At 58.8% G+C, this 21,941-nt stretch carries 16 protein-coding genes; 5 read left to right on the top strand and 11 right to left on the bottom strand.

Annotation, left to right across the window (positions count from 1 at the left end):
- Positions 1-19 precede the first annotated feature (19 nt).
- Entirely contained in the window at positions 20-2,122 is a 2,103-nt protein-coding gene (ppk1, locus tag ACQUQU_RS17105; protein WP_430460921.1) for a polyphosphate kinase 1, read from the top strand.
- A gap of 66 nt (positions 2,123-2,188) precedes the next feature.
- On the opposite strand, the gene ACQUQU_RS17100 is transcribed toward ppk1, so the two are convergent.
- The 7 genes from ACQUQU_RS17100 to ACQUQU_RS17070 form a co-directional block, all read right to left on the bottom strand.
- Positions 2,189-3,403, bottom strand: coding sequence for a DUF1302 family protein (locus tag ACQUQU_RS17100; RefSeq protein ID WP_430460920.1), 1,215 nt, complete (start codon positions 3,401-3,403; stop codon positions 2,189-2,191).
- On the bottom strand, positions 3,403-4,206 hold the full coding sequence (locus ACQUQU_RS17095) for an outer membrane lipoprotein-sorting protein (RefSeq protein ID WP_430460919.1): 804 nt from the start codon (positions 4,204-4,206) through the stop codon (positions 3,403-3,405). The genes ACQUQU_RS17100 and ACQUQU_RS17095 overlap by 1 nt, the downstream gene beginning before the upstream one ends.
- Positions 4,206-5,219 carry a hypothetical protein gene (locus ACQUQU_RS17090; protein ID WP_430460918.1) on the bottom strand — a complete coding sequence of 338 codons (1,014 nt, stop codon included), beginning with the start codon at positions 5,217-5,219 and terminating at the stop codon, positions 4,206-4,208. The genes ACQUQU_RS17095 and ACQUQU_RS17090 overlap by 1 nt, the downstream gene beginning before the upstream one ends.
- Positions 5,212-7,770, bottom strand: a complete 2,559-nt coding sequence (locus tag ACQUQU_RS17085) for an efflux RND transporter permease subunit (protein WP_430460917.1) — start codon at positions 7,768-7,770, stop codon at positions 5,212-5,214. The genes ACQUQU_RS17090 and ACQUQU_RS17085 overlap by 8 nt, the downstream gene beginning before the upstream one ends.
- Positions 7,767-9,026, bottom strand: a complete 1,260-nt coding sequence (locus ACQUQU_RS17080) for an acyl-CoA dehydrogenase family protein (protein ID WP_430460916.1) — start codon at positions 9,024-9,026, stop codon at positions 7,767-7,769. The genes ACQUQU_RS17085 and ACQUQU_RS17080 overlap by 4 nt, the downstream gene beginning before the upstream one ends.
- On the bottom strand, positions 9,023-10,771 hold the full coding sequence (locus ACQUQU_RS17075) for a HesA/MoeB/ThiF family protein (protein ID WP_430460915.1): 1,749 nt from the start codon (positions 10,769-10,771) through the stop codon (positions 9,023-9,025). Before ACQUQU_RS17075 ends, ACQUQU_RS17080 begins: the two co-directional genes overlap by 4 nt.
- Before the next feature lie 424 nt (positions 10,772-11,195).
- Positions 11,196-12,083 (bottom strand): PAS domain S-box protein, encoded by an 888-nt coding sequence (locus ACQUQU_RS17070; protein ID WP_430460914.1) that lies wholly within the window; start codon positions 12,081-12,083, stop codon positions 11,196-11,198.
- Positions 12,084-12,295: 212 nt separating this feature from the next.
- Between ACQUQU_RS17070 and speE the strand changes: the two genes are divergently transcribed.
- Genes speE through ACQUQU_RS17055 form a run of 3 tightly spaced genes read left to right on the top strand, consistent with a single transcriptional unit; the run spans position 12,296 to position 16,443 of the window.
- On the top strand, positions 12,296-13,150 hold the full coding sequence (speE, locus tag ACQUQU_RS17065) for a polyamine aminopropyltransferase (RefSeq protein WP_430460913.1): 855 nt from the start codon (positions 12,296-12,298) through the stop codon (positions 13,148-13,150).
- A 56-nt stretch (positions 13,151-13,206) separates the two neighbouring features.
- Positions 13,207-13,572, top strand: coding sequence for a cupin domain-containing protein (locus tag ACQUQU_RS17060; RefSeq protein WP_430460912.1), 366 nt, complete (start codon positions 13,207-13,209; stop codon positions 13,570-13,572).
- A gap of 48 nt (positions 13,573-13,620) precedes the next feature.
- Positions 13,621-16,443 (top strand): class I adenylate cyclase, encoded by a 2,823-nt coding sequence (locus ACQUQU_RS17055; RefSeq protein ID WP_430460911.1) that lies wholly within the window; start codon positions 13,621-13,623, stop codon positions 16,441-16,443.
- A gap of 74 nt (positions 16,444-16,517) precedes the next feature.
- Here the strand turns inward: ACQUQU_RS17055 and rho are convergent, their stop codons facing one another.
- The gene (rho, locus tag ACQUQU_RS17050) at positions 16,518-17,780 is read right to left on the bottom strand and encodes a transcription termination factor Rho (RefSeq protein WP_430460910.1); all 1,263 of its coding nucleotides are present in this window, start codon (positions 17,778-17,780) and stop codon (positions 16,518-16,520) included.
- A gap of 188 nt (positions 17,781-17,968) precedes the next feature.
- On the bottom strand, positions 17,969-18,295 hold the full coding sequence (gene trxA, locus ACQUQU_RS17045) for a thioredoxin TrxA (RefSeq protein ID WP_430460909.1): 327 nt from the start codon (positions 18,293-18,295) through the stop codon (positions 17,969-17,971).
- 218 nt (positions 18,296-18,513) lie between these two features.
- On the opposite strand from trxA, the gene ppx reads away from it, so the two are divergent.
- On the top strand, positions 18,514-20,016 hold the full coding sequence (ppx, locus tag ACQUQU_RS17040; RefSeq protein WP_430460908.1) for an exopolyphosphatase: 1,503 nt from the start codon (positions 18,514-18,516) through the stop codon (positions 20,014-20,016).
- An 85-nt stretch (positions 20,017-20,101) separates the two neighbouring features.
- On the opposite strand, the gene ACQUQU_RS17035 is transcribed toward ppx, so the two are convergent.
- Both ACQUQU_RS17035 and mutM read right to left on the bottom strand, forming a co-directional pair.
- Positions 20,102-20,905 (bottom strand): outer membrane beta-barrel protein, encoded by an 804-nt coding sequence (locus ACQUQU_RS17035; protein ID WP_430460907.1) that lies wholly within the window; start codon positions 20,903-20,905, stop codon positions 20,102-20,104.
- 121 nt (positions 20,906-21,026) lie between these two features.
- Positions 21,027-21,836 (bottom strand): bifunctional DNA-formamidopyrimidine glycosylase/DNA-(apurinic or apyrimidinic site) lyase, encoded by an 810-nt coding sequence (mutM, locus tag ACQUQU_RS17030; RefSeq protein WP_430460906.1) that lies wholly within the window; start codon positions 21,834-21,836, stop codon positions 21,027-21,029.
- Positions 21,837-21,941: the final 105 nt, after the last annotated feature.

The following is a 21,941-nucleotide window of genomic DNA, read 5'->3' as shown; positions in this document are numbered from 1 at the left end:
AGACGTGAAAGGATCTGGTATGAACGACGTGGTCGCTCAGGAAAAAGTCATCGACATCAACAGCAGCGAGTACTACATCAACCGCGAGCTGTCGCACCTGCAGTTTAATATCCGGGTGCTGGAGCAGGCGCTGGATGAAAATCATCCGCTGCTCGATCGTCTGTTTTTCCTGTGTATTTTCAGTAAAAACCTTGATGAGTTTTACGAAGTCCGCGTCGCCAACCTGACCCGCCAGCTGGCCTATGCCCGCGAACAGGCCGGTGCCGATGGTATGCACCCGCAGCAGGTGCTGAGCGCCATTCACAGCCTGTGCAGCGCCACCGTTGAGCGTCAGTACACGATCCTGAACGACACCATTCTGCCGGCGCTGGCGAAAGAAAATATTAATTTCCTGCGCCGTGCCGACTGGACCGAAGATCAGCGCGCCTGGGTGCGCGCTTATTTTGAAGACAGCATTCAGCCGCTGGTCAGCCCAATCGGTCTCGACCCATCTCACCCATTCCCGCGTCTGGTGAATAAATCGCTGAACTTTATCGTGGCACTGGAAGGCAAAGACGCCTTCGGCCGCGAAACCGGTCTGGCGATTATTCCGGCGCCACGCTCATTGCCGCGCATCATCCGTTTCCCGGATGAGCTGTGCAAAAAAGGCGGCGACAATTTCGTATTCCTGTCGTCCATGATTCACGAATTTGCCGACGACCTGTTCCCGGGCATGACGGTAAAAGGCTGTTATCAGTTCCGTGTGACCCGTAACGCCGACCTTGAGATCGACCACGAAGACACCGCCGACCTCGCCAGCGCGCTGGAAGACGAACTGCACTCGCGTAATTTCGGCGAAGAAATGCGTCTGGAAGTGGCCGACAACTGCCCGGAAGAACTCGCGCAGTTTCTGCTGAAAAAATTCGGTCTGCAGAATAATGACCTGTACAAAGTGAACGGTCCGGTGAACCTCGGCCGCATGATGGAAGTCGTGGGTCAGATTAACCGCCCGGACCTGCAATACACGCCGTTTACTCCGGGTCTGCCGAAACACATCAATTTCAAGAAAAGCATTTTCGAGTCGATCCGCGACAAAGATACCCTGCTGCTACATCCGTTCGAGTCCTTTACGCCGGTGGTCGACCTGCTGCGTGAAGCCGCCAAAGACCCGAACGTGCGCGCTATTAAACAAACCCTGTACCGCACCGGTGCCAAATCCGAAATCGTGAACGCTCTGGTGGATGCGGCGCGCAGCGGTAAAGAAGTGACCGTGGTGATCGAGCTGCGCGCGCGTTTCGACGAAGAAGAGAACCTGTACCTCGCCAACCGTCTGCAGGAAGCAGGCGCCGTGGTGGTGTACGGCGTGGTGGGCTATAAAACCCACTCAAAAATGATGCTGATCGTGCGCAAGGAAGGCGACAAGTACAAACGCTACGTGCATTTGGGCACAGGTAACTACCACGCTGGTAACGCCCGCGTGTACACCGACTACAGTTTCCTGACGTCGGATGATTCCATCGGTGAAGACGTTCATAAAGTGTTCCAGCAATTAACCGGAATGGGCGAAGCGCTGCGCATTAAAAAGATTTTCCATGCACCGTTTACCCTGCATAAGAAGCTGATTGAACTGATCGACCGCGAACGCATGAACGCCGAAGCCGGTAAGGAAGCCCTGATCCGTCTGAAGACCAACGGTCTGACCGAGCCGAAAGTGATCCGTGCGCTGTACAAAGCCTCGCAGGCCGGCGTAAAAGTCGACCTGATTGTGCGCGGCATGTGCTGTCTGCGTCCGGGTATGCCGGGGGTTTCTGACAATATCCGCGTGCGCTCCATTATTGGCCGCTTCCTCGAACATTCCCGTGTGTTTTATTTCTACAACACGGGCAAAGACGAAATTTATGCAGCCTCAGCCGACCTGATGGAGCGTAACCTGCTGAACCGGGTGGAAACGGCGTTTCCGATTGAAAACAGCAAACTGAAAGAGCGCATGAAAAGCGAACTGGAAGTGTACATGCTCGACAATTGTCAGGCGTGGGATCTGCAACCGGACGGCACTTATGTGCGCGCCACCCCGGCCGACGACGAACCGACGGTAAAAGCCCAGTCGATTCTGCTCGAGTCGCTGGCGGCCAGCGTGTCCTGATATCCGCGCGCCATAAAAAAAGAGCCTGAACGGCTCTTTTTTTATGGGCGTCTTTTATAACCGTCCTCACAATGAGAAATCGCGCCTCAGGGTCAGCATCACGCGGTCCTGATCGTCGAACTGGCCGAACTGGGTGCTGTCTTTGCCGTCGAAGGCGACCCCGGCGAGGGTTACTTTCCACTGCGGCAGACATTCATAGCTCACGGTTGCGCGCCATAACTGACTGCTGTCATTCACCCAGTTCACCAGCCACAGAAGGCCTGTGCTGACGCGGTAACGGCTCCAGTTTTTTTCCACCGCCGCCGACGATTCCCAGACATCATCATGACCGCTTTCTGAGTCGTACCAGTGACTGCTGGCCAGCTGCAGATTCCAGGTCCATTCGTTGGCAACCCGGTCAAAGCCCACCAGCGCCGACGTGCGGCTGCTGTCTTCGATGCCAACTGCCGTCTGGCGGCCTTCGTTCAGGTAGTGGGCAACGTCTGTGCGCAACACCCAGTCACCCAGGGGGCGCGCCAGCGAGGTTCCGAGCATGTCGCGCACGGGCTGTTCGCGCACCAGTGCGGCATTCTCCAACGTCAGCATCTGATCGGCATGGTGACCGTGGAAGGCGTATAACTCAATGTCATTGCCCTGCCAGAATATTTTGCCGCGCCAGCCGATATCCAGCCCGCTGCCGTCGTTGTGTTCCGCAGGCAACGAGGCTGGCATGCCAGCGACGGCGAAATCGCTGCCGGCCGGTGCCAGTCGCGTGTGCTTACGCTCGGGGGCGACAATCAGCTGCTGCTCCCACACGTCGCCGAAATAATCGGTGATCAGCATGCCGCGCGGCTGACGGCCGAGGGAATAATTATCGAAATACGGTAAAAGAAATTCGCGCAGGTCGAGCGGATTCCACACATCAACGATGCGAAAATAATCCGCCCTGCCCCATGCCTGCTGTTGTTTACCTGCGCGAATTTCAAAACGGTCGGCGGACAAGGTGAAAAAGAGTTCGCGCAGTTCAGCATCGCTGCGCATCTCATCGCGTACATTCCCTTCCGCATCGTCGTACTGGCTGCGGTAACGGCCCAGAACAATGGCGTTGGCTTTTATCCGGTCGGCGTTCATCTGGCTGTCGAGCACGCCTTCGTAGCGCTGCCCCAGTGCCTCGCCATCAGCGGCGTCACCGGCGCGCGTCTGCTGGCGGATTTCCGCGTGACCTTTGCCGCTGAACGACGGGGCTGCCGCAACAGCCCCGGGCAACAGACAGCACGCCAGAAGCAGTGTCCGTTTCTGCATTACTGAATCCCGCTGCGCAGGGTGCGCTCGTTAAACAGGCGCTCGGCCACACCGACGTTGTAGGCGGTTTCTTTGCGGATTAAACGGGTAAATCCACCTTCCACCAGATTGGTCATCACGGCTTCGGTCACGGTCCAGTAGCCATCAATTTCTTTCAGGCCGGTAACTTCGAAGGTTTTAATATGACGCCCTTCACGGTAGAACTCGTCGCGCATAATCAGCTGACGTTCGGCATCGACATAAATCACGCGCTGGCTGTAACCGGTACGCGGATTTTCCAGACCATTGCCTGTGTGCGCGGCGATTTTCTGCAGCGTACGGCCGTTCATTTCGACCGTGCCCTGATCTTCGTACAGATAGTCGTTCACACGCAGGCGCTCAATATCGGCAAAGGAAAAATCCGTTCCCAGAAACGGGCCTTCTTTCGAGTTGGTGGCAATGCGGCGCGACTGACGCAGCGCCGGCAAATACAGCCACTGATCATCGTCTTTGCCGCTGGCTTCTTCGTAGCTGAACATCAGAATACCGGTGCCGGCGGTGTCTGCCGGGGCGGTGAAATACAGCACGGCTTTACGCTCGGCACCGAATTTCTTTTCCAGCATCAGCAGTTCGCGCTCACGCACGAATCCGTCGCTCATGGTCTGTTCCAGAATCATGCGCGAACGGCGGTCTTCGCCGTCGTCACGGTCACGCACCTGCTCTAACAGGGCTTCGGGTTTTACGCTTTTTTCCGCTACGGCAAACGCCGGCAGACTGGCCAGGGTGAGCAGCGCCAGCGCGCCGCTTTTCATCAATAAATTCATCAGGGATTCTCCGCCGTCGCCAGCGCACCGGCGCGACAATCGAGCACGCGGTAATCGCGCGCCGACGCCTGCCAGAGGCTGGTCTGGGTCAGTTGATAATCGGTGAGTTGTGGGGCCTTGAGCGGGGCGGTAGCGCCCAGCACCACCAGCTGCAGCTGACGGAAATCCGGACGCGCCAGCGCCTGCAGATCGCGGCTGCGCAGGCTCTCGGCCATCATGTACATCTGCGCCAGGGCGGCGTTGTTTTTCGGCAGGCCACCGGCGTCGAGCAGATCTCCGCCGAGAATGCCGCCCAGATACGACAGCAGATTCAGCGCCGAATAATTACGGCCGTGGTCTGCATCGGGTGCACCATCCGCCTGACTGAGCTGTTGCTGGGCTGTGGCCAGCGCCTGCAACGCGGCCACACCGTCGGCGCGGGCGGACGTTTCGTATTGCCACTGGCTCATGTAGCGACCGGCCAGAGGGCCGGTGCGGTTATCCGCTGTGGCGCACTGAATGCCGGCGCTGCGCAGGCTGGACTGCAGCTGCGCGGTGAGCTGCTGCAGACCCTGCCCGGTGGCCGGTTTCTTCAGACGCAGCCACAGGTGCGTGGCCTGACCGTCGGCGGACACCAGCCGCCGCTGCACCAGCGGATGGTCTTCCACCAGTGCCTGCAGACGTTGCATGCCGTCGGCGGTCAGTTCGCCTTTTTCGATGATGCGGCGGAAGCGTACTTCCTCCGGCTGGGCGACGATGACGTTCATGCTGGCCAGACTGTCGACGGTGCGCAGCAGAGGCTCGCCCGTCTCGTCTTTGACCTGCCACAGGCCTTCCACCGCCGCGACCAGTGGTGGCAGCAGATCGGCCTGATACACGCCATGCGGCGGGTACAGACTGATGACCTGCCACTCGTCGGTGCGCAGTTGGGGTTGGCTCTCTGCCTGCACCGCCGTCAGCGCCAGTAACCCCAGCGGCAGAAGGCAGGCGGACAACAGCCGTCGTTGGCTCAGGGACCAGCTCCGCTTACGCATTGACCGGCTCCGCCTGCGCGTCGTCGATGCCGTCCGCCAGTTCGGCCTGAGGCGTATCCGGGCGATGGAACGCCGGCAGCACCAGCAGGGCGAACAGCGCGCTGAACAGCATGGTCAGTGAGATGAAGTAGCCCAGATTCACCAGCGCCTGATAACCCGACAAAGTCAGCACCAGGAAGCCAAAGCCCAGCGCCAGTGTGTTGATCAGAATCGGTTTGCCACAGTACTGCAGCGCGTTGGCAATCAGCTCGGCCTGATTCTCACCCTTGGCTAAGCGCAGCGCGGCGATGGTGTGAACGGCGTAGTCGATACCGATACCGAACGAGATGGCGGCAATGATGGAGGTGCCGATATCCAGATCCGTGCCGGTCAGCGCCATCAGGGTGAACACCCCCACCAGCGTGAACAGCAGCGGCAGCAGTGCCAGCAGACCGAGACGCAGCGAACGCAGAATCACGACCACCAGCAGGGCAATCAGCACCACCGCCAGCAGCAGACTCTGAATCTGGCCCCACACCACGGCCTCGGTGGTCGACACCAGAATTTCGCCATAACCCGCCGCGCGGATGCTGACGCCCGCCGGCAGCTGGCTTTGCGCTTCGTCCAGCAGACGGGCAATCACGGCACCGACTTCGGACGAACGGTCACTGTGCAGCACGGTGACGATACGGCCGTTAGAGAAACGACGGTCGACCACGTCGAACAGGTCCTGACCGTTGGCGTTTTCGTACAGCAGGTAATACTGGGCCAGCATCGGCTGGGTCAGATCGGACGGCAGACGGTAGTCGGCGGCACTGCCGCTGACATCGCCATCGGTGGCGCTCAGCACCTGATGCATGCGCTTGATGAAATCCACCGGCGACAGGGTAAAGCCCACCAGAGGTTCGCCATTCAGCTGCTGCTGCAGCTTGGCCACGGCTTCAATCACCGCCGGATTTTTGAAGGCGTCGATCTCTTTGCTTTCCAGCAGGAAACTGACCACGGTCGAGCCACCGAAGTTGGCGTTAATCGCGGCGTCGTCCTGACGGATGCGGCTGTCCGGCTGGAAGTAACCGATCACCTGGTTATCCACCGTCAGGTTCTGCTGGGTGTACACCAGACCAGCCACCATCAGCACCAGCACGGCGGCAACCACGCCTTTTCCGTGACCGGCAACGCGACCGAGCAGGCTCATCAGGCGACCGATCAGATCGCTGACCAGCAGGCCGAAACGCGGACGCGGCGCTTTCCACAGAATCACCAGCGCCGGCAGGAACAGCATGGTCACGATCCAGGCGAACATCACGCCCAGACCGACGAAGATGCCGAATTCGCGGATGAAGATAATCTCGGTCCAGCTCAGGGCGAAGAAGCCGGCCATGGTGGTCACGCTCGTCACCAGCATCGGCCAGAACAGCTTGCGCAACGCCTCCGACGCCGCCTGAGTGCGCGCCGCGCGGTCCGGGTTATCCGGCAGCAGACGGTAGTAAGTGGCGAGGAAGTGAATGGCGTCGCACACGGCGATGGCGATGATAAACACCGGCAGCATAGAGCTGACGATGTTCTGCTTCACGCCGAACGCGGCCATGGCACCCAGCGTCCAGAACAGCGAGATAACAGCGATCAGCAGCGGCGCCACCACGCCCTGCAGACGACCGAAGCTCAGCAGCAGCACAACAATGATCACCAGCAGCACGCCCGGCAGCAGGGTCTGATTGTCCTGCTCCATACTGGTGGCGGTCTGGGCAGCGATCATCGGCGGGCCGCTCAGGTAAACGCGGTCGCTGAAGCCATCGCGGGCGGTCACGTCGTTGATGATGCGGCTGATTTCGTTGTACGCCAGCAGCATGGCCGGTGAATCGTCTTCGGCGATGTTGAATTCCACCTGAATGGTGGTGGCGTTGCCTTGCGGCGACACCAGACCATTGATGAACATCGGATTGTTCAGCGCCGCCTCGCGCAGGGCCTGACGCTCAGCGTCGGTCTGCGGCAGGGTTTTCATCAGCGGATGCACTTCCAGACCACCGGTGAAGGCTTCGATGTGCTCCATGCGCGCCAGACTGCGCACCCGTTTCACCGGACGCAGACGCACCGCCAGATTCTCCAGCCAGGCTTTGTCCTGCGCACTGACTGCCGCGTTCTGCGCCAGCTGCTTAAGCTGCGGAATATCCTGTGCGGTCAGGCCGTCCTGCAGAATCGCATTGGCCTGCGGCGCCAGCGCGTCGTGGGCCGCCAGCGCCGTGAGGTGCTGACTGTCCATATCGCTGATCAGCAGCAGGCGTTCGAAGGCGCGGCTGAGTTCCTGCACCGTGGCCAGACTTTTGGCGTTGAACACATTGCCGTCCGGATTATCCAGCGCCACAAAGGCCTGCTCACCGGAGTTGGAGAACAGGCGCTTGGTGTCGTGATCGGCAATCCGGCTCGGGTGACTGTTGTCGATCATGTACGGTGTGCTGTTGATCTGCAGCTGACCGGCAGAGCCCAGCGCCAGCACGGTAACCAGCAGCAGGCCCAGCATCATCAGCCAGGGATGACGCTGCACCCCGGTAAACATCTGCATTACGGCGTTCATGCCAGCGCCTCCTGTGCCGGTTTGCTGAACGCCGTGGCCGCCTGAGCAACGGCACCGCTGGCGCGGTACACACCCAGATTCAGATCGTCGCGGTTGCGCTGACCTTTGCGGAAGCTGTCGAGCAGGTTGGTCCAGATCACGTGCTTGTGAATTTCGATGGTGCCACCGGCGAAGAACACGCCGATGGAATCACGCAGCAGACGCTCGAAGTATTTGTCGCGGCGGTAGCCGGAATTACCGTGAATGCGGATGGCGTTGATGCAGGCTTCGTGCAGGCTTTCGGTGGCGATCATTTTCACCAGCGACGCCAGACTGGAGCAGTCGGCACCTTCTTCCATGCTGTCCATGGCGCGCAGCAGCACGCTGCGCAGCACTTCAATCTGACAGTACATGTCGACGATCTGGCCCTGAATGTACTGGTTGTCGCCGATCGGACGGCCGAACGCCATGCGTTCCTGACTATAACGCAGGCAGTCTTCCATCAGTGGCTCCATGCAGCCGGTGATCACCAGACCGGTCAGCACGCGCTCGACCAGGAAGGCGAAATACAGCACGTTCAGACCGCCGCCGACACCGCCCACCACCGCCGATTCCGGCAGCTGCACGTTGTTGAAGTTGAAGGCGCCAATCGGCGTGCCGCGATTACCCAGCAGTTCGAACGGTTCGCTGCGCTCCAGCCCCGGCACGTCGGTACCGGTAATAAAACAGGTGACGGATTTATCACCCACGTCCTGCACATGGGCAAAGGTCATTACCACATCGGCCTGCGGCGCATTGGTGATGTTCCATTTCTGGCCGTTGATACAGAAGCCGTTCAGCTCCTGCGTGGCCGACAGTTTCATCGAGCGCACGTCCGAGCCGCAGCCCTGTTCGGTGATCGCCAGCGAGCCCAGCAGCTCGCCGCGGATCAGACCCGGCAGCCAGCGTTGTTTCTGTTCGTCGCTGCCGTAACTGAGCAGACCGGCCTGTACCAGACCGACCTGAGCCACGAAGGACACCAGAATGCCCATGTCCTGACAGCCGCGGGCGAAGCCTTCGAGTGCAGCGGCAAATTCGCGCAGGCCCAGACCACGGCCACCGAATTCTTCCGGCATGTGCAGACCGAACAGTCCGCTGTCGCCCAGATCGCGCCAGATCTGACGATCGAAGGTCAGGTTGGCGTCCCGTTCGGCCGCGCTCGGGCGCACGCGCTCCAGCGCAATGCGTTCGTAGAAGTCGCGGATTTCCTGTTGCTGTTCATTCCATACCGATTTCATAACTGTGCCTCCAGTTCCTTTGCGGCGGTGCTGCGGCTGGCGCTCAGGGCGCTCAGCAGTTCTTCGCCATCCATGTCCAAAAGTGCTTCAACTTTCGCCGCGCGCGCCTGATTGATGGTGTCCAGCAACAGCCAGAACGGACGCACATCGCGGCCCACGTAGCGGTGGTGATACAGGTGATCGTCCGGCAGGCAGGCTTCGCGCGCCGGCAGTAACTGCGGGTTAAAACCGAAGAAGGTCAGGTTGCGCAGGGTGACGTTTTTCTCGCCGTCACCGACAAACGCGCGGATGCCGTAGCGACTGTCGCACACCACTTTGTGGTAGGCGCTGAGCAGCATGATGCCGGCCTGGGCATTGCGCACCGGATCGTCCAGTTCCGCTTTGGTGACACGACCAATCTCGCGCACCGCCGACGCCGGCAGAATCTGCAGCTGGCTGATGCCGTGGTACAGATCGCGGCCGAAGGCGTGTTCCACACCGTAGTGCGGACGCTCGGAGCTGGAGAACGACAGAGTGTCGGACACCGGCGCTTTCAGCGTGGAATAAGCCAGCAGCTGACCACTGGCGCTGTCGGTCAGCACGATGTGCACGTCATCCGCTTTCAGGTTGGTCAGCGGTTCATGGTGCAGCAGACGACGGGCGGCCTGATCCGGATTGATAAAACCGACGCGGGCGTAATGCACAAAGGCAAAACGCAGCAGCTGACGCGCCACCGGTTCGGCCAGCTCGTGGTGCGGCACGGCGTAAGCGGAAATACCGGCACGTTCCGACAGCAGATGGTCGCGGTAGTCATTCATGGACGGCAGACAAGGCGCCTGATAATGGCGCAGTGAGCGCTCAAGGAAATACGGATCGCTGGCGCCGCCCGGACCATTCGCCCAGGCACGCAGGCCCGTGCGCAGTTCGTTCAGGGCGGTGTCGTCTTTGGCTTGCGGCTTGCGCAGCAGACTCCACAGATCGACGTAGTTTTCGGTTTCCACGGCGCGGTCGTTGAGAATATCGAGCACCAGGGTCGAACCCAGTACGCCGAACAGGTTGGCCGCCAGACACAGCTGCGAGGTGTAATCCTTGCCCTGCTGATGACGCGCCAGTTCGTCGAACATTTCCACCGGAATAAAATCATCCGGAATCAGGCGCGCACAGGCCTGCAGCGGGTCGAGGGTGGCCACGTCTTCGGCACTCAGCAGATTGGCCATTAACGGCAGCGTGCCGTCGCGGTAATCGAACACCGGTACGTACTGCGCGGCCGCCATGTCGTAACCACAGATCACGGCTTTGCGGTTGCGGTGCGCCACTTCGTGCAGCAGGAATTTCATTTCCAGACCGGAGCGGCCGGTCACGTCGACGGCGTCGACAATCACATCCGCCCATTCCACCAGTGCATCGACGTTGTCCGGCGTAATGCCGTTTTCCCAGCTGCTGATCTGCACAAACGGGTTGATCTGCAGCATGCGCTCGCGGAACACCTCCACTTTGCTGCGTCCCACATCGGCCAGCACCATGTTCTGACGGTTGGCGTTATTCAGCTCGTAACTGCCGTTATCGGCCAGCGCCAGATGCTCGGCACCGCTGCGCACCAGCACTTCGATCACACTGCCACCGGTTGAACCGCAACCCGCCACCAGTATGTGAGCCTGACGCAGACGCTGCTGTTCGGCGTCGCTGATAAAGCCCGCGTTGCGCAGCGTAAATTCGTGATAAAAACTCTGGGCGTCTCCCGACCATCCCGGATTCTGTTCAGCCATCATCCCCTCCTGGCAATTTGCCATGCATCCTGAAAATTAATTCCGCGCCTGACTCTGCGGCTGCGAAAAACGCCGGATAACCCTGTTCATTCCGGTAAGCCAGCGCGTCAGAGTCAGCGGAGCCCGGATGCTAGGGAGGGCATTCATGACAGCACAACCTGTGATTTTTAACGGCTGTCATGAAGGATTTTTTCCTGTCTGAGGCGTCAGAAAAATGAGAAAAAACGGCAATAAAAATGACACGACCGTGCCGTCACAATGAGCGGCGGACAACGCCACAAACGACATTTAAATGGGAATACAAATGCCTGATTTTTAAACAATGGTAAAAATCAGACATAAAAAAAGCGCCGCTGGCGCTTTTTATTCGTGACATTTTCGTCTGATTTTTCCAGACCAATGAGCCGGACTTTTTTATGACCGCTCAGGCAGACGCGGGCAATAAACGGTGCAACTCCGGTGGCACCTGCGCGAGGTCCCAGAGGAAACTGTCCAGTTTGAAGGTTGCATTGCGGATCTGGTGTTCGATCTGCGTCAGCTCCTGCTGCACCTGCTGATAACGCTGCTGACGCCGCATCGCCGCCAGCGCGCCTTTTACTTTGTCCGGGTCTGAACCCACGTACTGGCGTTTACGCTTGCCATTTTTCTGCGGCTCGATCAGGTACAGGTAACGTCCCTGATGCCAGAACGGGGTGGCATCAATGCGCGGTAAATCCTGCATGTCATCCGCTTCGCCGAGCAGATGAGTGCGCAGCACTTTCAGCCGTTCGAGCTGATCGTGAATGCGCTCGACTTTATCGCCCAGCAATTGCTGGTCACCCATATTCTGCAGATAAATCTGCTGCCGCGATAAATCGGTCACCGTCATCATGCAGCCGCGGAAGGTGCCGTCACTGCTCGGAATGGCGGTGGCCGAAATCTGCACCCAGTGCACGTCGCGGTTGCGGTTAATCAGACGCACGGTGAAACGGCTGCGGCCATCACGCCCGAGCAGACGCTGACGCAGCAGGTCGGCATCGTCGCGCGGCATCAGCTCGGTCAGCGGACGTCCGGCCAGTTCCGCCGGCGCATAGCCGCACAAACGCACGAGGTAAGGGTTCATATAAGTGATATGGCCACCGGCATTGACCACCAGCATGCCGTCTTCGGCACGCTCGACCAGACTCTCGTAGCAACGGCTGCGTTCGTGGCTGGCGCAGGTGGTAATCTGAGGCACCGGAGCATCGTCCATGTCGCTGTGGGCAAACGACACAGGCACCTCAATGTCGGGGTCATACTGGCTGAGCAGATGAATGAGATCAGCAGCACGCATTGGCACATCCTCCGTGAATTTGTCGCCAAATGACATTGGCGGCGATGATGACGGAGCAAGATGACAGGTGCAAGTCTGCAGCCCCTTGCCGGGCGACAATCCCATTCCTGTGGCCTAGCAGTCTGGCGTGTCCATGCCAGACGGCGCGGTCTGACTCCTTCTGCCTGATCCGTTATACTCGCCGCCGAATTCATCGTCCGGCAGGAATACTCATGTCCAAACGTGTTGTCTCCGAAACTCTGTACAACGGCTACGCCCAGTCTTTCACCGTGGATAAAGTGCTGTTCGAAATCAAAACCGAACACCAGCATCTGGAGATTGTGGAAACCCCGTTTATGGGCCGCGTCATGTTGCTGGACGGCGTAGTGCAGACCACGGAAAAAGACGAATTTATGTACCACGAAATGATGGTGCATGTGCCGCTGTTCGCGCACCCCAATCCCAAGCGTGTGCTGATTATCGGCGGCGGTGACGGCGGTATTGTGCGGGAAGTGATGCGCCACAAAAACGTAGAGCACGTGACTCAGGTGGAAATCGACGCCAGCGTGGTCGACATGTGCAAAGAATATTTCCCCAAGCATTCCGCCGGTGCCTTTGACGACCCGCGCCTGAATCTGGTGATCGCCGACGGCAAAGACTTTGTTGCCAACTGCACAGAAAAATACGATGTGATCATCGCCGACTCCACCGACCCGATCGGCCCCGGCGAAGTGCTGTTTACTTCGGATTTTTACGCCGACGAAAAGCATAATTGTCTGGCCGCCGGTGGCATCATGGTGGCGCAGAACGGCGTGCCTTTTATGCAGGGGCAGGAAATCACCAACACCTATCAGCGCCTCGGCAAACTGTATAAAGACGCCAGCTTCTACGTGGCGGCCGTTCCTACCTACATAGGGGGATTTATGAGTCTGGCCTGGGCAAGCGATGATGAGACGCTGCGCACGCAAAACGCAGAGCAGATTCAGGCGCGGGTAGCCGCCGCCGGCTTCGCCACCCGCTACTACAATGCCGATGTGCATGTGGCGGCGTTTGCTCTGCCCAACTATCTGCGCCAACTGATGCAGTAAACAGGTCCGCCGTGAGCCTGTTTTCACTCACTTAAACAGGCTCTGACGGAGACTTTATGAACATCGACCGCATTCTCGATCTGGCGGCATCCAGCGCAGCCACCGACACCTACCTGCCGGCACCGGAAAAAATTCTGGCAGGCCACCCGCAGCAAAGCGTACGTAACGACTACGCAAGCCCGTGCGGCCAGTTCAACGTTGGCATCTGGACCGGCGAACCGGGCCAGTGGACGGTGAACTACAGCGAACACGAGTACTGCGAAATTCTGCAGGGCGTGTCTGTGATCCGCGATAAAGAAGGCAACAGCCGCACCGTGAAAACCGGCGACCGCTTCGTGATTCCGGCCGGTTTCAGCGGCACCTGGGAAGTCGTGGAGTCGTGCCGCAAAGTGTACGTGGTGTTCGAAGCCAGTCAGGACTGACACCGGACCGCGCCCGCCCGTGGCCGGAGGTCTGTCTATACTGGTGTCATGACAAACTCCGGCTCCGGCCCTATCTCCCAGCAACAGGTTCATCAGTGGCAAAGCGCCTTTCTGCAGCTTAATCAGAACCGCTTACAGATTGCCCGCAGCCTGATGTCGCCCCGCCAGCAGATCGTGCTCGATGTGCTGCCTCTGATGCTGCACCTGAATCACCCGCAACTGCCCGGCTTTATTAACCATAACGTGCCCCACGGCCTGCCCCATTTTGTTGCCAGCGCCCAACAATTGCAGAGCCTGCAGACCATCGCCCGCGGGCTGCAGTTACCCCGTGGTTTCAGCGCCCAGCAGATCCGCGGCCTGTATCTGATGGGCAGTCTGGGCTCGCTGGCTCAGGCGCGCTCCAGCGATCTGGACGTCTGGGTCTGTTACGACGAATCCCTGCCCGCTGACGACATCGCCCTCCTGCGCAACAAATGCCAGTTGCTCGAACGCTGGGCCGAAAGCCTGAGCGTGGAGCTGCATTTCTTTCTGATGAATCTCAGCGACTTCCGCAAGGGCCAGAGTCAGGAAGCGGAAGGTGAAGACTGTGGCAGCAGCCAGCATGTGTTGCTGCTGGATGAGTTCTACCGCAGCTCGCTGTGGCTGGGCGGTTGCCAGCCGCGATGGTGGCTGATTCCCACCACGCAGGAACGCAATGCCGATGCACTGTGGGAGCAACTGCTGGATCAGCACCGGGTGCACAAAGACCACTGGCTCGACTTCGGCGCCATCCCCACCATTCCGCCCGCCGAGTTTATCGGCGCCGGTCTGTGGCAGCTGAACAAAGGGCTGGGCGACCCGTACAAGTCGCTGCTCAAACTGCTGCTGACCCGGCATTACGCCGGCCAGTACCCCAACATCCGCCCGCTGTGCTGGGACCTGAAAGATCAGGTGCACAAAGGCCTGTGCGACGTAGAAAGCAATGACGCCTACCAGCTGATGCTGGCGCGCCTTACCCGTCAGCTGCAGGACGAAGGCAACCGCGAACGGGTCGAGCTGGCGCGACGGGCCTTCTACTACAAAGCCAAAATTCCGCTGTCGCAGCTGAACCCAGCGCAGCGCAACAGCTGGCGTGCCAAAGCCATGCTGGGTCTTTGCCACAGCTGGGGCTGGAGTGAAGACACACTGAAGGAGCTGGACCAGCGTCAGGAATGGGCACCGATGCGGGTGCAGAAAGAACGCAACGCCCTTATCAGTGAAATGCTCGGCAGCTACCGCTTTCTGGCGGCCTTCAGCCAGAAATACGCGCCGCGGGTGCACATCAGCCGGCAGGACATGCAGACACTGGGTAATCGCCTGTACGCCGCCTTCGACACCCGCCCGGGCAAAATCATCGACATCAATCCGGGCATCTCGTCTTCTCTCGGGCAAGAGAAACTGGCGCTGAATCTGAAGCGTGGCGTCTGGCAACTGATTCCGGGCATTTTTTACCGCAGTGGCGACGAACAACTGGAGCAACAGCAGGTGCTGAAGCAATCGCCGTCGCTGGTCGAACTGCTGTGCTTTGCCCGCTACAACGGCCTGCTCGAAGGCTACACGCGCATCGCCATCTACCCGACGCACAACCCGCTCAGCCAGTACGAGCTGAACGAAATCAGCGCCATCATCCGCTCGCTGGAACCGGTAAAACCGAACAACGCCGCCTTTTTACGCGCCCCCAGACCGCTGCAGTGGCACCTGCTGGTGAACGTCGGCGTCGACCCCCAGCACGAACTGAGCCGGCGCGGGATGCAGAAGATCAGCAACCGCGACGACGCACTGGGCTACAGCGCGGCGCGGGACAATCTGGTGCAGACCATCGATCTGGTCACCATCAACAGCTGGGGCGAGTGGCTGACAGAACGTTTCACCGGTGACGCCGCCATGCTGCAGTGTCTGCAGAGTGTGCTGGCGCATCTGCCGCAGGTGCGCGAGTTCGGCTGGCCACCGGCCACGGTACACTGCCACTGCGCCTCACGCGCCAGCGCGATCCGCATCCGGGTCGAGCAATTGCTGGCCGATGTACTGGCGCATTTCAGCGAACAGCCAAAGGCGCCCTACCTGATTGAAGCCTCAGAAAGCTGGTATCTGCTGGAAAACAGCCGCGACGGCATGCAGCTGCGCGCGGCCGACAGCCCGATGAAGCTGCTGGCTCTGCTGGCGCGCCCGGCCAAGGGCTTTGTCGGCTACACGCTGGATCGAGCAGCGCTGCTGAACAGCCCGCTCAGGGTCATCTTCAGCGAGGCCCGCTCCGGTGTCTGGCAGATCTGGTACTGGCGCCACGACGGCAAGGTCTATTTCTATTTTGTCGACGACAAGGGGGCCTTGCTGCACCAGCAATGGCCGGATCAGGAAGGCAGCAGCCAATACTGGCTGATGCCCATTCTGCGTTTCCTGCGCCAGATTGATCAGCGCTGGCAACGGCAGGACGGGCGTCTGCAACCGCGTAAAATCCTGATTACCGAAATGCGCCGCAAAGCCCAAAGTTTTGAATTTGAACTGGTGCGCCGGCGGATGCCGGATCTGCCGCAGCAGTCGAGCAGCATCGATTTACGCGCCGTGCTGGACGCCAACAAACAGCCAACGCTGTACTGCGACGGCATGGAGTTCAGCGCCTGGCAGTTCGGCAACAGCCTCTATCAGGCGGTGGTGAAAGAAGTGATCGCACGCCGCGGCAGCCGTGCTCAGTACCCGCTGTTTCTCGGCGATCTGGAGCTGCCCGACAGTCAGAATATGATTGAACACCTGCAGGTAAAGCAGCGGCTGGAAACGCGCCTGATGCATGCGCTGCAAGGTCATCCGGAAGATTCACCGCCTGTACCGGGTGTGGTCAGCAGCGGCAAAGACAAATAAGCCGCGAAACCCCGGTCGGGCGCCCATAAAAAAACCTCCCGCAGGAGGTTTTTTTATCGCCAGCTGAACGGGGCTTATTTGCCGCCGCGCATGCTGTCGAAGAAGTCGTCGTTGGTCTTGGTCTGACGCAGTTTATCGAGCAGGAACTCGATGGCCTGTACGTCTTCCATCTCAGACAGCAGACGACGCAGAATCCACAGACGCTGCAGCGCCATTTCGTCGAACATCATGTCTTCACGACGGGTGCCGGAACGACGGATGTTGATGGCCGGGTAAATGCGTTTTTCCGCGATCTTACGATCCAGATGCAGTTCCTGGTTACCGGTACCCTTGAACTCTTCGTAAATCACTTCGTCCATTTTGGAGCCGGTGTCGACCAGAGTGGTGGCAATGATGGTCAGGGAACCACCTTCTTCCAGGTTACGGGCAGCACCAAAGAAACGCTTTGGTTTTTCCAGCGCGTTGGCGTCCACACCACCGGTCAGAACCTTACCGGATGACGGGATCACAGTGTTATAAGCACGGGCCAGACGGGTAATGGAGTCGAGCAGAATGACCACGTCGCGCTTGTGTTCAACCAGACGCTTGGCTTTTTCGATCACCATTTCGGCAACCTGTACGTGACGTGCCGGTGGTTCGTCGAAGGTAGACGCCACCACTTCACCACGCACAGAGCGCTTCATTTCGGTTACTTCTTCCGGACGTTCGTCGATCAGCAGAACGATCAGGTCACATTCCGGGTTATTGCGGGTAATGGCCTGAGCAATGGTCTGCAGCAGCATGGTTTTACCGGCTTTCGGCGGCGCAACAATCAGACCACGCTGACCTTTACCGATCGGGGCAATCAGGTCCAGAACACGGGAGGACAAATCTTCAGTGGAGCCGGTACCGACTTCCAGCACCAGACGCTGTTCCGGGAACAGCGGCGTGAGGTTTTCGAACAGAACTTTGTTCTTGGTGCTCTCCGGCTTGTCGCCGTTGATTTCGTTCACCTTCAGCAGGGCAAAGTAACGCTCACCTTCTTTTGGCGGACGGATCTTACCAGTTACTTCATCACCTTTGCGCAGGTTGAAGCGACGGATCTGGCTTGGTGACACGTAGATGTCATCCGGACCGGCCAGGTACGAGCTGTTGGAGCTGCGCAGGAAACCAAAGCCGTCCTGCAGAATTTCCAGTACACCGTCACCATAGATGTCTTCGCCGCTTTTGGCGTGGTGTTTCAGGATCGCGAAAATGATGTCCTGTTTGCGGGTACGGCTGACGTTCTCAAGGTCCATTTCCTTAGCAATATCAAGCAATTCAGGAACGGACTTCAGTTTCAGATCGGAAAGATTCATAGGGCAGAGGTTATTGCAGAGTGATTGAAGGAATGGGGTGAACTATCAGGAGAGGGCGGAGGGGAGAACTCCCAAGCGTGAAAGGACTATAGACACATTATTTCTGGGTGTCCATATAAAAAGGCGCCGTGGCGCCTTTTTTACGATCACCCGCCACTAAGGTCGGATGAGGGTCGTGCAGGTCAGGTTCAGATGGCCTGTTCGATGAAAGCAGCCAGTTCAGACTTGCTCATTGCACCGATTTTGGTGGCTTCCGCCTGACCGTTTTTGAACAGAATCAGGGTAGGAATAGAACGAATACCGAACTTAGGCGCAGTGGCTTCGTTCTGGTCGATGTTCAGTTTGGCCACTTTCAGTTTGCCTGCGTATTCTTCGGCGATTTCTTCGAGAACCGGAGCAATCATTTTGCACGGACCGCACCATTCAGCCCAGAAATCGACCAGCACTGGCAGTTCAGAACCCAGTACGTCAGCTTCAAAGGAGTCGTCGGATACGGTCAGGATGTTATCGCTCATGTGTTTCCCCTGTGGAATTTCGGTTTAAGGCAGCATTGTACGCGGCCTTTGTCCGGAATCAATTACAGAATCCGGACTGGACGTACGATAGCGCTCGCTGCATATTCGTCAGGGTTTACCATATGAGGCCTGACGATTGTTTTTAAAGGCCTTATGCCCGTTTCAGGTTCCCGTCTGCGTATTTTCCACTGACGGGACAGTGTTTTCAGGAACGTAATATGACCGACACACAGGGCCCGTCGCCCGATCTGATTGCCGCCGTCGACCTTGGCTCCAACAGTTTTCACATGGTCGTGGCGCAGGAATTTCAGGGCGAAATCCGCACCCTCGAAAAACGCGGGCAGAAAGTTCAGCTCGCGGCGGGTCTGGACAATAACGGCATTCTTTCCGAGGACGCACAGCAACGCGGCCTCGATTGCCTGCGCGAGTTTGCGCAGCGCCTGCAGGGTATGAATCCGAAACGCGTCAGCGTGCTGGCCACCAACGCCTTGCGCGCGGCGCGCAACCGGCAGCAGTTTATTGAGCGCGCAGAAATCGTGCTGGGCTATCCGATCGAAGTGATCGCCGGGCGCGAGGAAGCCCGTCTGATTTATCTCGGCGTATCGCACACGTTGGCAGATGACGCCGGTAAGCGTCTGGTGGTCGACATCGGCGGCGGCAGCACAGAATTCATCATCGGCGAACGCTTCGAGCCGCTGGCGCTGGAAAGCCTGCACATGGGCTGCGTGTCGTACACCTGTCAGTTCTTCCCCGACGGCGTCATCACCGAAGAACGCTTCAACGAAGCCGTCGAGGCCGCCGCGCAGGAACTGCTCAACATCGAAGCCAACTACAAACAACTGGGCTGGACCAGTGCGGTCGGTTCCTCCGGCACCATTCGCGCCGCCGAGCAGGCCATTATTGAAAACGGCTGGGCCAGCGAGGGCATCACCGCTGAAGGCCTGAAAAAACTGCGCAAGCAAATGCTGCAGTACAAAACCACGGATGACGTTGCCCTGCCGGGTGTTAAGCCGGAACGCCGTCAGGTGTTTATTGGCGGACTGGCCATTCTGCAGGCGGTGTTCGACACCTTCGGCATAGAGCGCATGATCTATTCCGATGGTGCGCTGCGCGAAGGCGCGCTGTGGGATCTGGTCGGACGTTCGACCCACGAGAACGTGCGTGAGCGCACGGTGCAGGCCATGTCCGAGCGTTTTTATGTCGACCAGTTGCAGGCCCGCCGTGTACAGGAAACGGCCGCCGCACTGTTCAGTCAGGTACAGACCAGCTGGGATCTCGACGACGCTTCCGGCCACTTGCTGCAGTGGGCCGCCCAGCTGCATGAAATTGGTCTGAGCATTGCCCACAACGGTTTCCACAAACATGGCGCGTATCTGCTGCAGCATGCCGACATGCTGGGCTTCACCAAACAAGGACAGGCCAAGCTGTCGGCGCTGGTGCGCACTCACCGGCGCAAGTGGTCGGCCGAGGCATTTGCCGGTGTCACCCCGTCCCGCGTTGTCGCCACCATGCGCATCGCGCGATTGCTGCGTCTGGCGGTGATTCTGAATCACAGCCGCGGGGCCCATCCGGTGCCGGTACCGGCACTGGTCGCCCATGGCGATGAACTGACCCTGAGTATGCCGGACGGCTGGCTGAGCGCACATCCGCTCACGGAACGGGATCTGGAAGGTGAAGCGGCACAGCAGAAGTCAGCCGGTTTCATACTGCATCTGAGCTGAATGGAAGGTGCGCGACAGGAAGACGCGCAATAAAAAACGGCTGCATCCGCAGCCGTTTTTTATTGCCTGTTCGTGATCGGTACGATCAGAACATGTAGGTCAGATTCACATCCAGCGTATCGATTTTGGCGTCGTACGCTTTGTCGGTGTCTTCTAGGCCGTAGCTGGTGTAATCCAGGCCCGCACGGAAGTGACGACCCAGATCTTTATCCACACCCACGCCCCACAGGAAGTCGATACCCGAGGTCGACAGTTCAGGCTGTGCGCCGGCACTGGTTGTACGCTCCACACTCCAGGAGTGGGCGCCCAGTTTGAACATCAGATCCATATCCCAGAAGATCTGACGGCCGAAGCGGCTGACAATCTGATAGGAGGTCATGGAATCTTTGAAAATGGTGGTTGGCTTTTCGACTTCGATATCGCCGATCTGCTTCACGCCCAGCATGACGTCGAAGCGGCTTTTATCGTTCAGGGCAAAGTGAGTACCCATGTACACACCAAAACCCAGATCAGTGGTTTTCTTGCCTTCGGTATCGAGGAAGGTCGCGCCGGTATTCAGGGTCACGAAGTGACGGATGGTTTTGCCATCGCCTTCCCGCAGATCACCGACTTCGTTTTCAATCTTGCCGCAGCCGAGACAACGGACAAAGGCCGCCTGCAGTGGCGTAACCACCAATGCTTCAGCCGCTTCATCGGCGTTACCGCCCAGCAGCGTGAATGGCAGTGTCACGCCATACACCAGCGCACCGGCCTGAGACAGTACGAAATACAGAGGACGAGCCAGCACCGCATCCGCCACCATGGCACCGGCGCTCGGGCTCTCTTCAATCAGTTCAGCATTAGCCAGTGTGCTGGCACCGATCAGCGCGGTGGCCATGGCCAGTTTCAAAGGATTCCGTAAGACCGCCTTGAGTTGCATCGTCCTTCCTCTTCCGTATGCGGGTATGAATGCAAAGAATATATCAGTACGTTTACATAAGGTCACGGTTATGACTGTGCGCCAGATCCCGTTACCGCTGACACGCCGGGCAATAGACCGTAGCACGCTGCCCCTGACGCAGCTCTTTTAACGGCGTTTTACAGACTTTGCAGTCTTCGCCGCCACGGCCATAGACCAGCAGCTGCTGGGCAAAATAACCCGGCTTGCCATCACCGCCGACAAAATCGCGCAGGGTCGTCCCCCCTTGTGCAATGGCCTTGGCCAGCACGTCGCGGATCTCCTCCACCAGACGTTCGCAACGCGGCTTTGTCAGCTTGCCAGCAGCGGCTTGCGGCCGGATGCCGGCCTTGAACAGGCTCTCATTGGCGTAAATATTCCCCACGCCGACCACGACCTTGCCGTCCATGATGAAGGTTTTAATCGCCTGACTTTTGCCGCGCGTGCGTTGATACAGATAGTCAGGCGTGAACTCGTCAGACAGTGGCTCAGGGCCGAGATGCGTCAGATGCTCGCTGACCTGACCAGGCGGAACAAAGAGCAGCGCGCCAAAGCGTCGGGTGTCGTGATAACGCAGCACCTTGCCGTTACTCATCAGCCAGTCAATATGATCGTGCTTGCCCGGTGGAACATCCGCCTCCACCAGACGCAGCGAACCCGACATCCCCAGATGCCAGATGGCCGTGCCACGCGCAGTCTCCACCAGAATGTATTTGGCGCGCCGGCTCAGACTGAGGATCTTTTCGCCCTGCAGCGACTGAATGGCATCGTCCACCGGCCAGCGTAATTTCGGCTGACGGACGATAATACGCTCAATGACGTGCCCGGCCAGCCAGGGTTCTATTCCCCGCCGGGTGGTTTCGACTTCCGGTAATTCAGGCATACAGGCTCTTGCGGTGTGAGAGTTGGCCTATTATCGGGCGTTTTGGCGGCGGGCGCACGCCTGAACGACAGGCATAAAAAAACCCGGACAAGCCGGGTTTTTCTC

Source organism: Thalassolituus sp. LLYu03, from assembly GCF_050507655.1.
Taxonomy (GTDB): Bacteria; Pseudomonadota; Gammaproteobacteria; order Pseudomonadales; family Oceanobacteraceae; genus Venatoribacter.
The sequence above is the reverse complement of the archived record's forward strand: the minus strand, read 5'-3'. Positions and strand labels throughout refer to the sequence as shown.

Excerpts from the sequence above, each read along its gene's own strand:
- rho (WP_430460910.1), bottom strand. The coding sequence starts at position 17,780 with ATGAATCTTTCCGATCTGAAACTGAAGTCCGTTCCTGAATTGCTTGAT.
- ppx (WP_430460908.1), top strand. The coding sequence starts at position 18,514 with ATGACCGACACACAGGGCCCGTCGCCCGATCTGATTGCCGCCGTCGAC.
- ACQUQU_RS17095 (WP_430460919.1), bottom strand. The coding sequence starts at position 4,206 with ATGAATTTATTGATGAAAAGCGGCGCGCTGGCGCTGCTCACCCTGGCC.
- mutM (WP_430460906.1), bottom strand. The coding sequence starts at position 21,836 with ATGCCTGAATTACCGGAAGTCGAAACCACCCGGCGGGGAATAGAACCC.
- ACQUQU_RS17085 (WP_430460917.1), bottom strand. The coding sequence starts at position 7,770 with ATGAACGCCGTAATGCAGATGTTTACCGGGGTGCAGCGTCATCCCTGG.
- ACQUQU_RS17080 (WP_430460916.1), bottom strand. The coding sequence starts at position 9,026 with ATGAAATCGGTATGGAATGAACAGCAACAGGAAATCCGCGACTTCTAC.
- ACQUQU_RS17075 (WP_430460915.1), bottom strand. The coding sequence starts at position 10,771 with ATGGCTGAACAGAATCCGGGATGGTCGGGAGACGCCCAGAGTTTTTAT.
- ACQUQU_RS17060 (WP_430460912.1), top strand. The coding sequence starts at position 13,207 with ATGAACATCGACCGCATTCTCGATCTGGCGGCATCCAGCGCAGCCACC.
- ACQUQU_RS17055 (WP_430460911.1), top strand. The coding sequence starts at position 13,621 with ATGACAAACTCCGGCTCCGGCCCTATCTCCCAGCAACAGGTTCATCAG.
- ACQUQU_RS17090 (WP_430460918.1), bottom strand. The coding sequence starts at position 5,219 with ATGCGTAAGCGGAGCTGGTCCCTGAGCCAACGACGGCTGTTGTCCGCC.
- trxA (WP_430460909.1), bottom strand. The coding sequence starts at position 18,295 with ATGAGCGATAACATCCTGACCGTATCCGACGACTCCTTTGAAGCTGAC.
- ACQUQU_RS17070 (WP_430460914.1), bottom strand. The coding sequence starts at position 12,083 with ATGCGTGCTGCTGATCTCATTCATCTGCTCAGCCAGTATGACCCCGAC.
- speE (WP_430460913.1), top strand. The coding sequence starts at position 12,296 with ATGTCCAAACGTGTTGTCTCCGAAACTCTGTACAACGGCTACGCCCAG.
- ACQUQU_RS17100 (WP_430460920.1), bottom strand. The coding sequence starts at position 3,403 with ATGCAGAAACGGACACTGCTTCTGGCGTGCTGTCTGTTGCCCGGGGCT.
- ppk1 (WP_430460921.1), top strand. The coding sequence starts at position 20 with ATGAACGACGTGGTCGCTCAGGAAAAAGTCATCGACATCAACAGCAGC.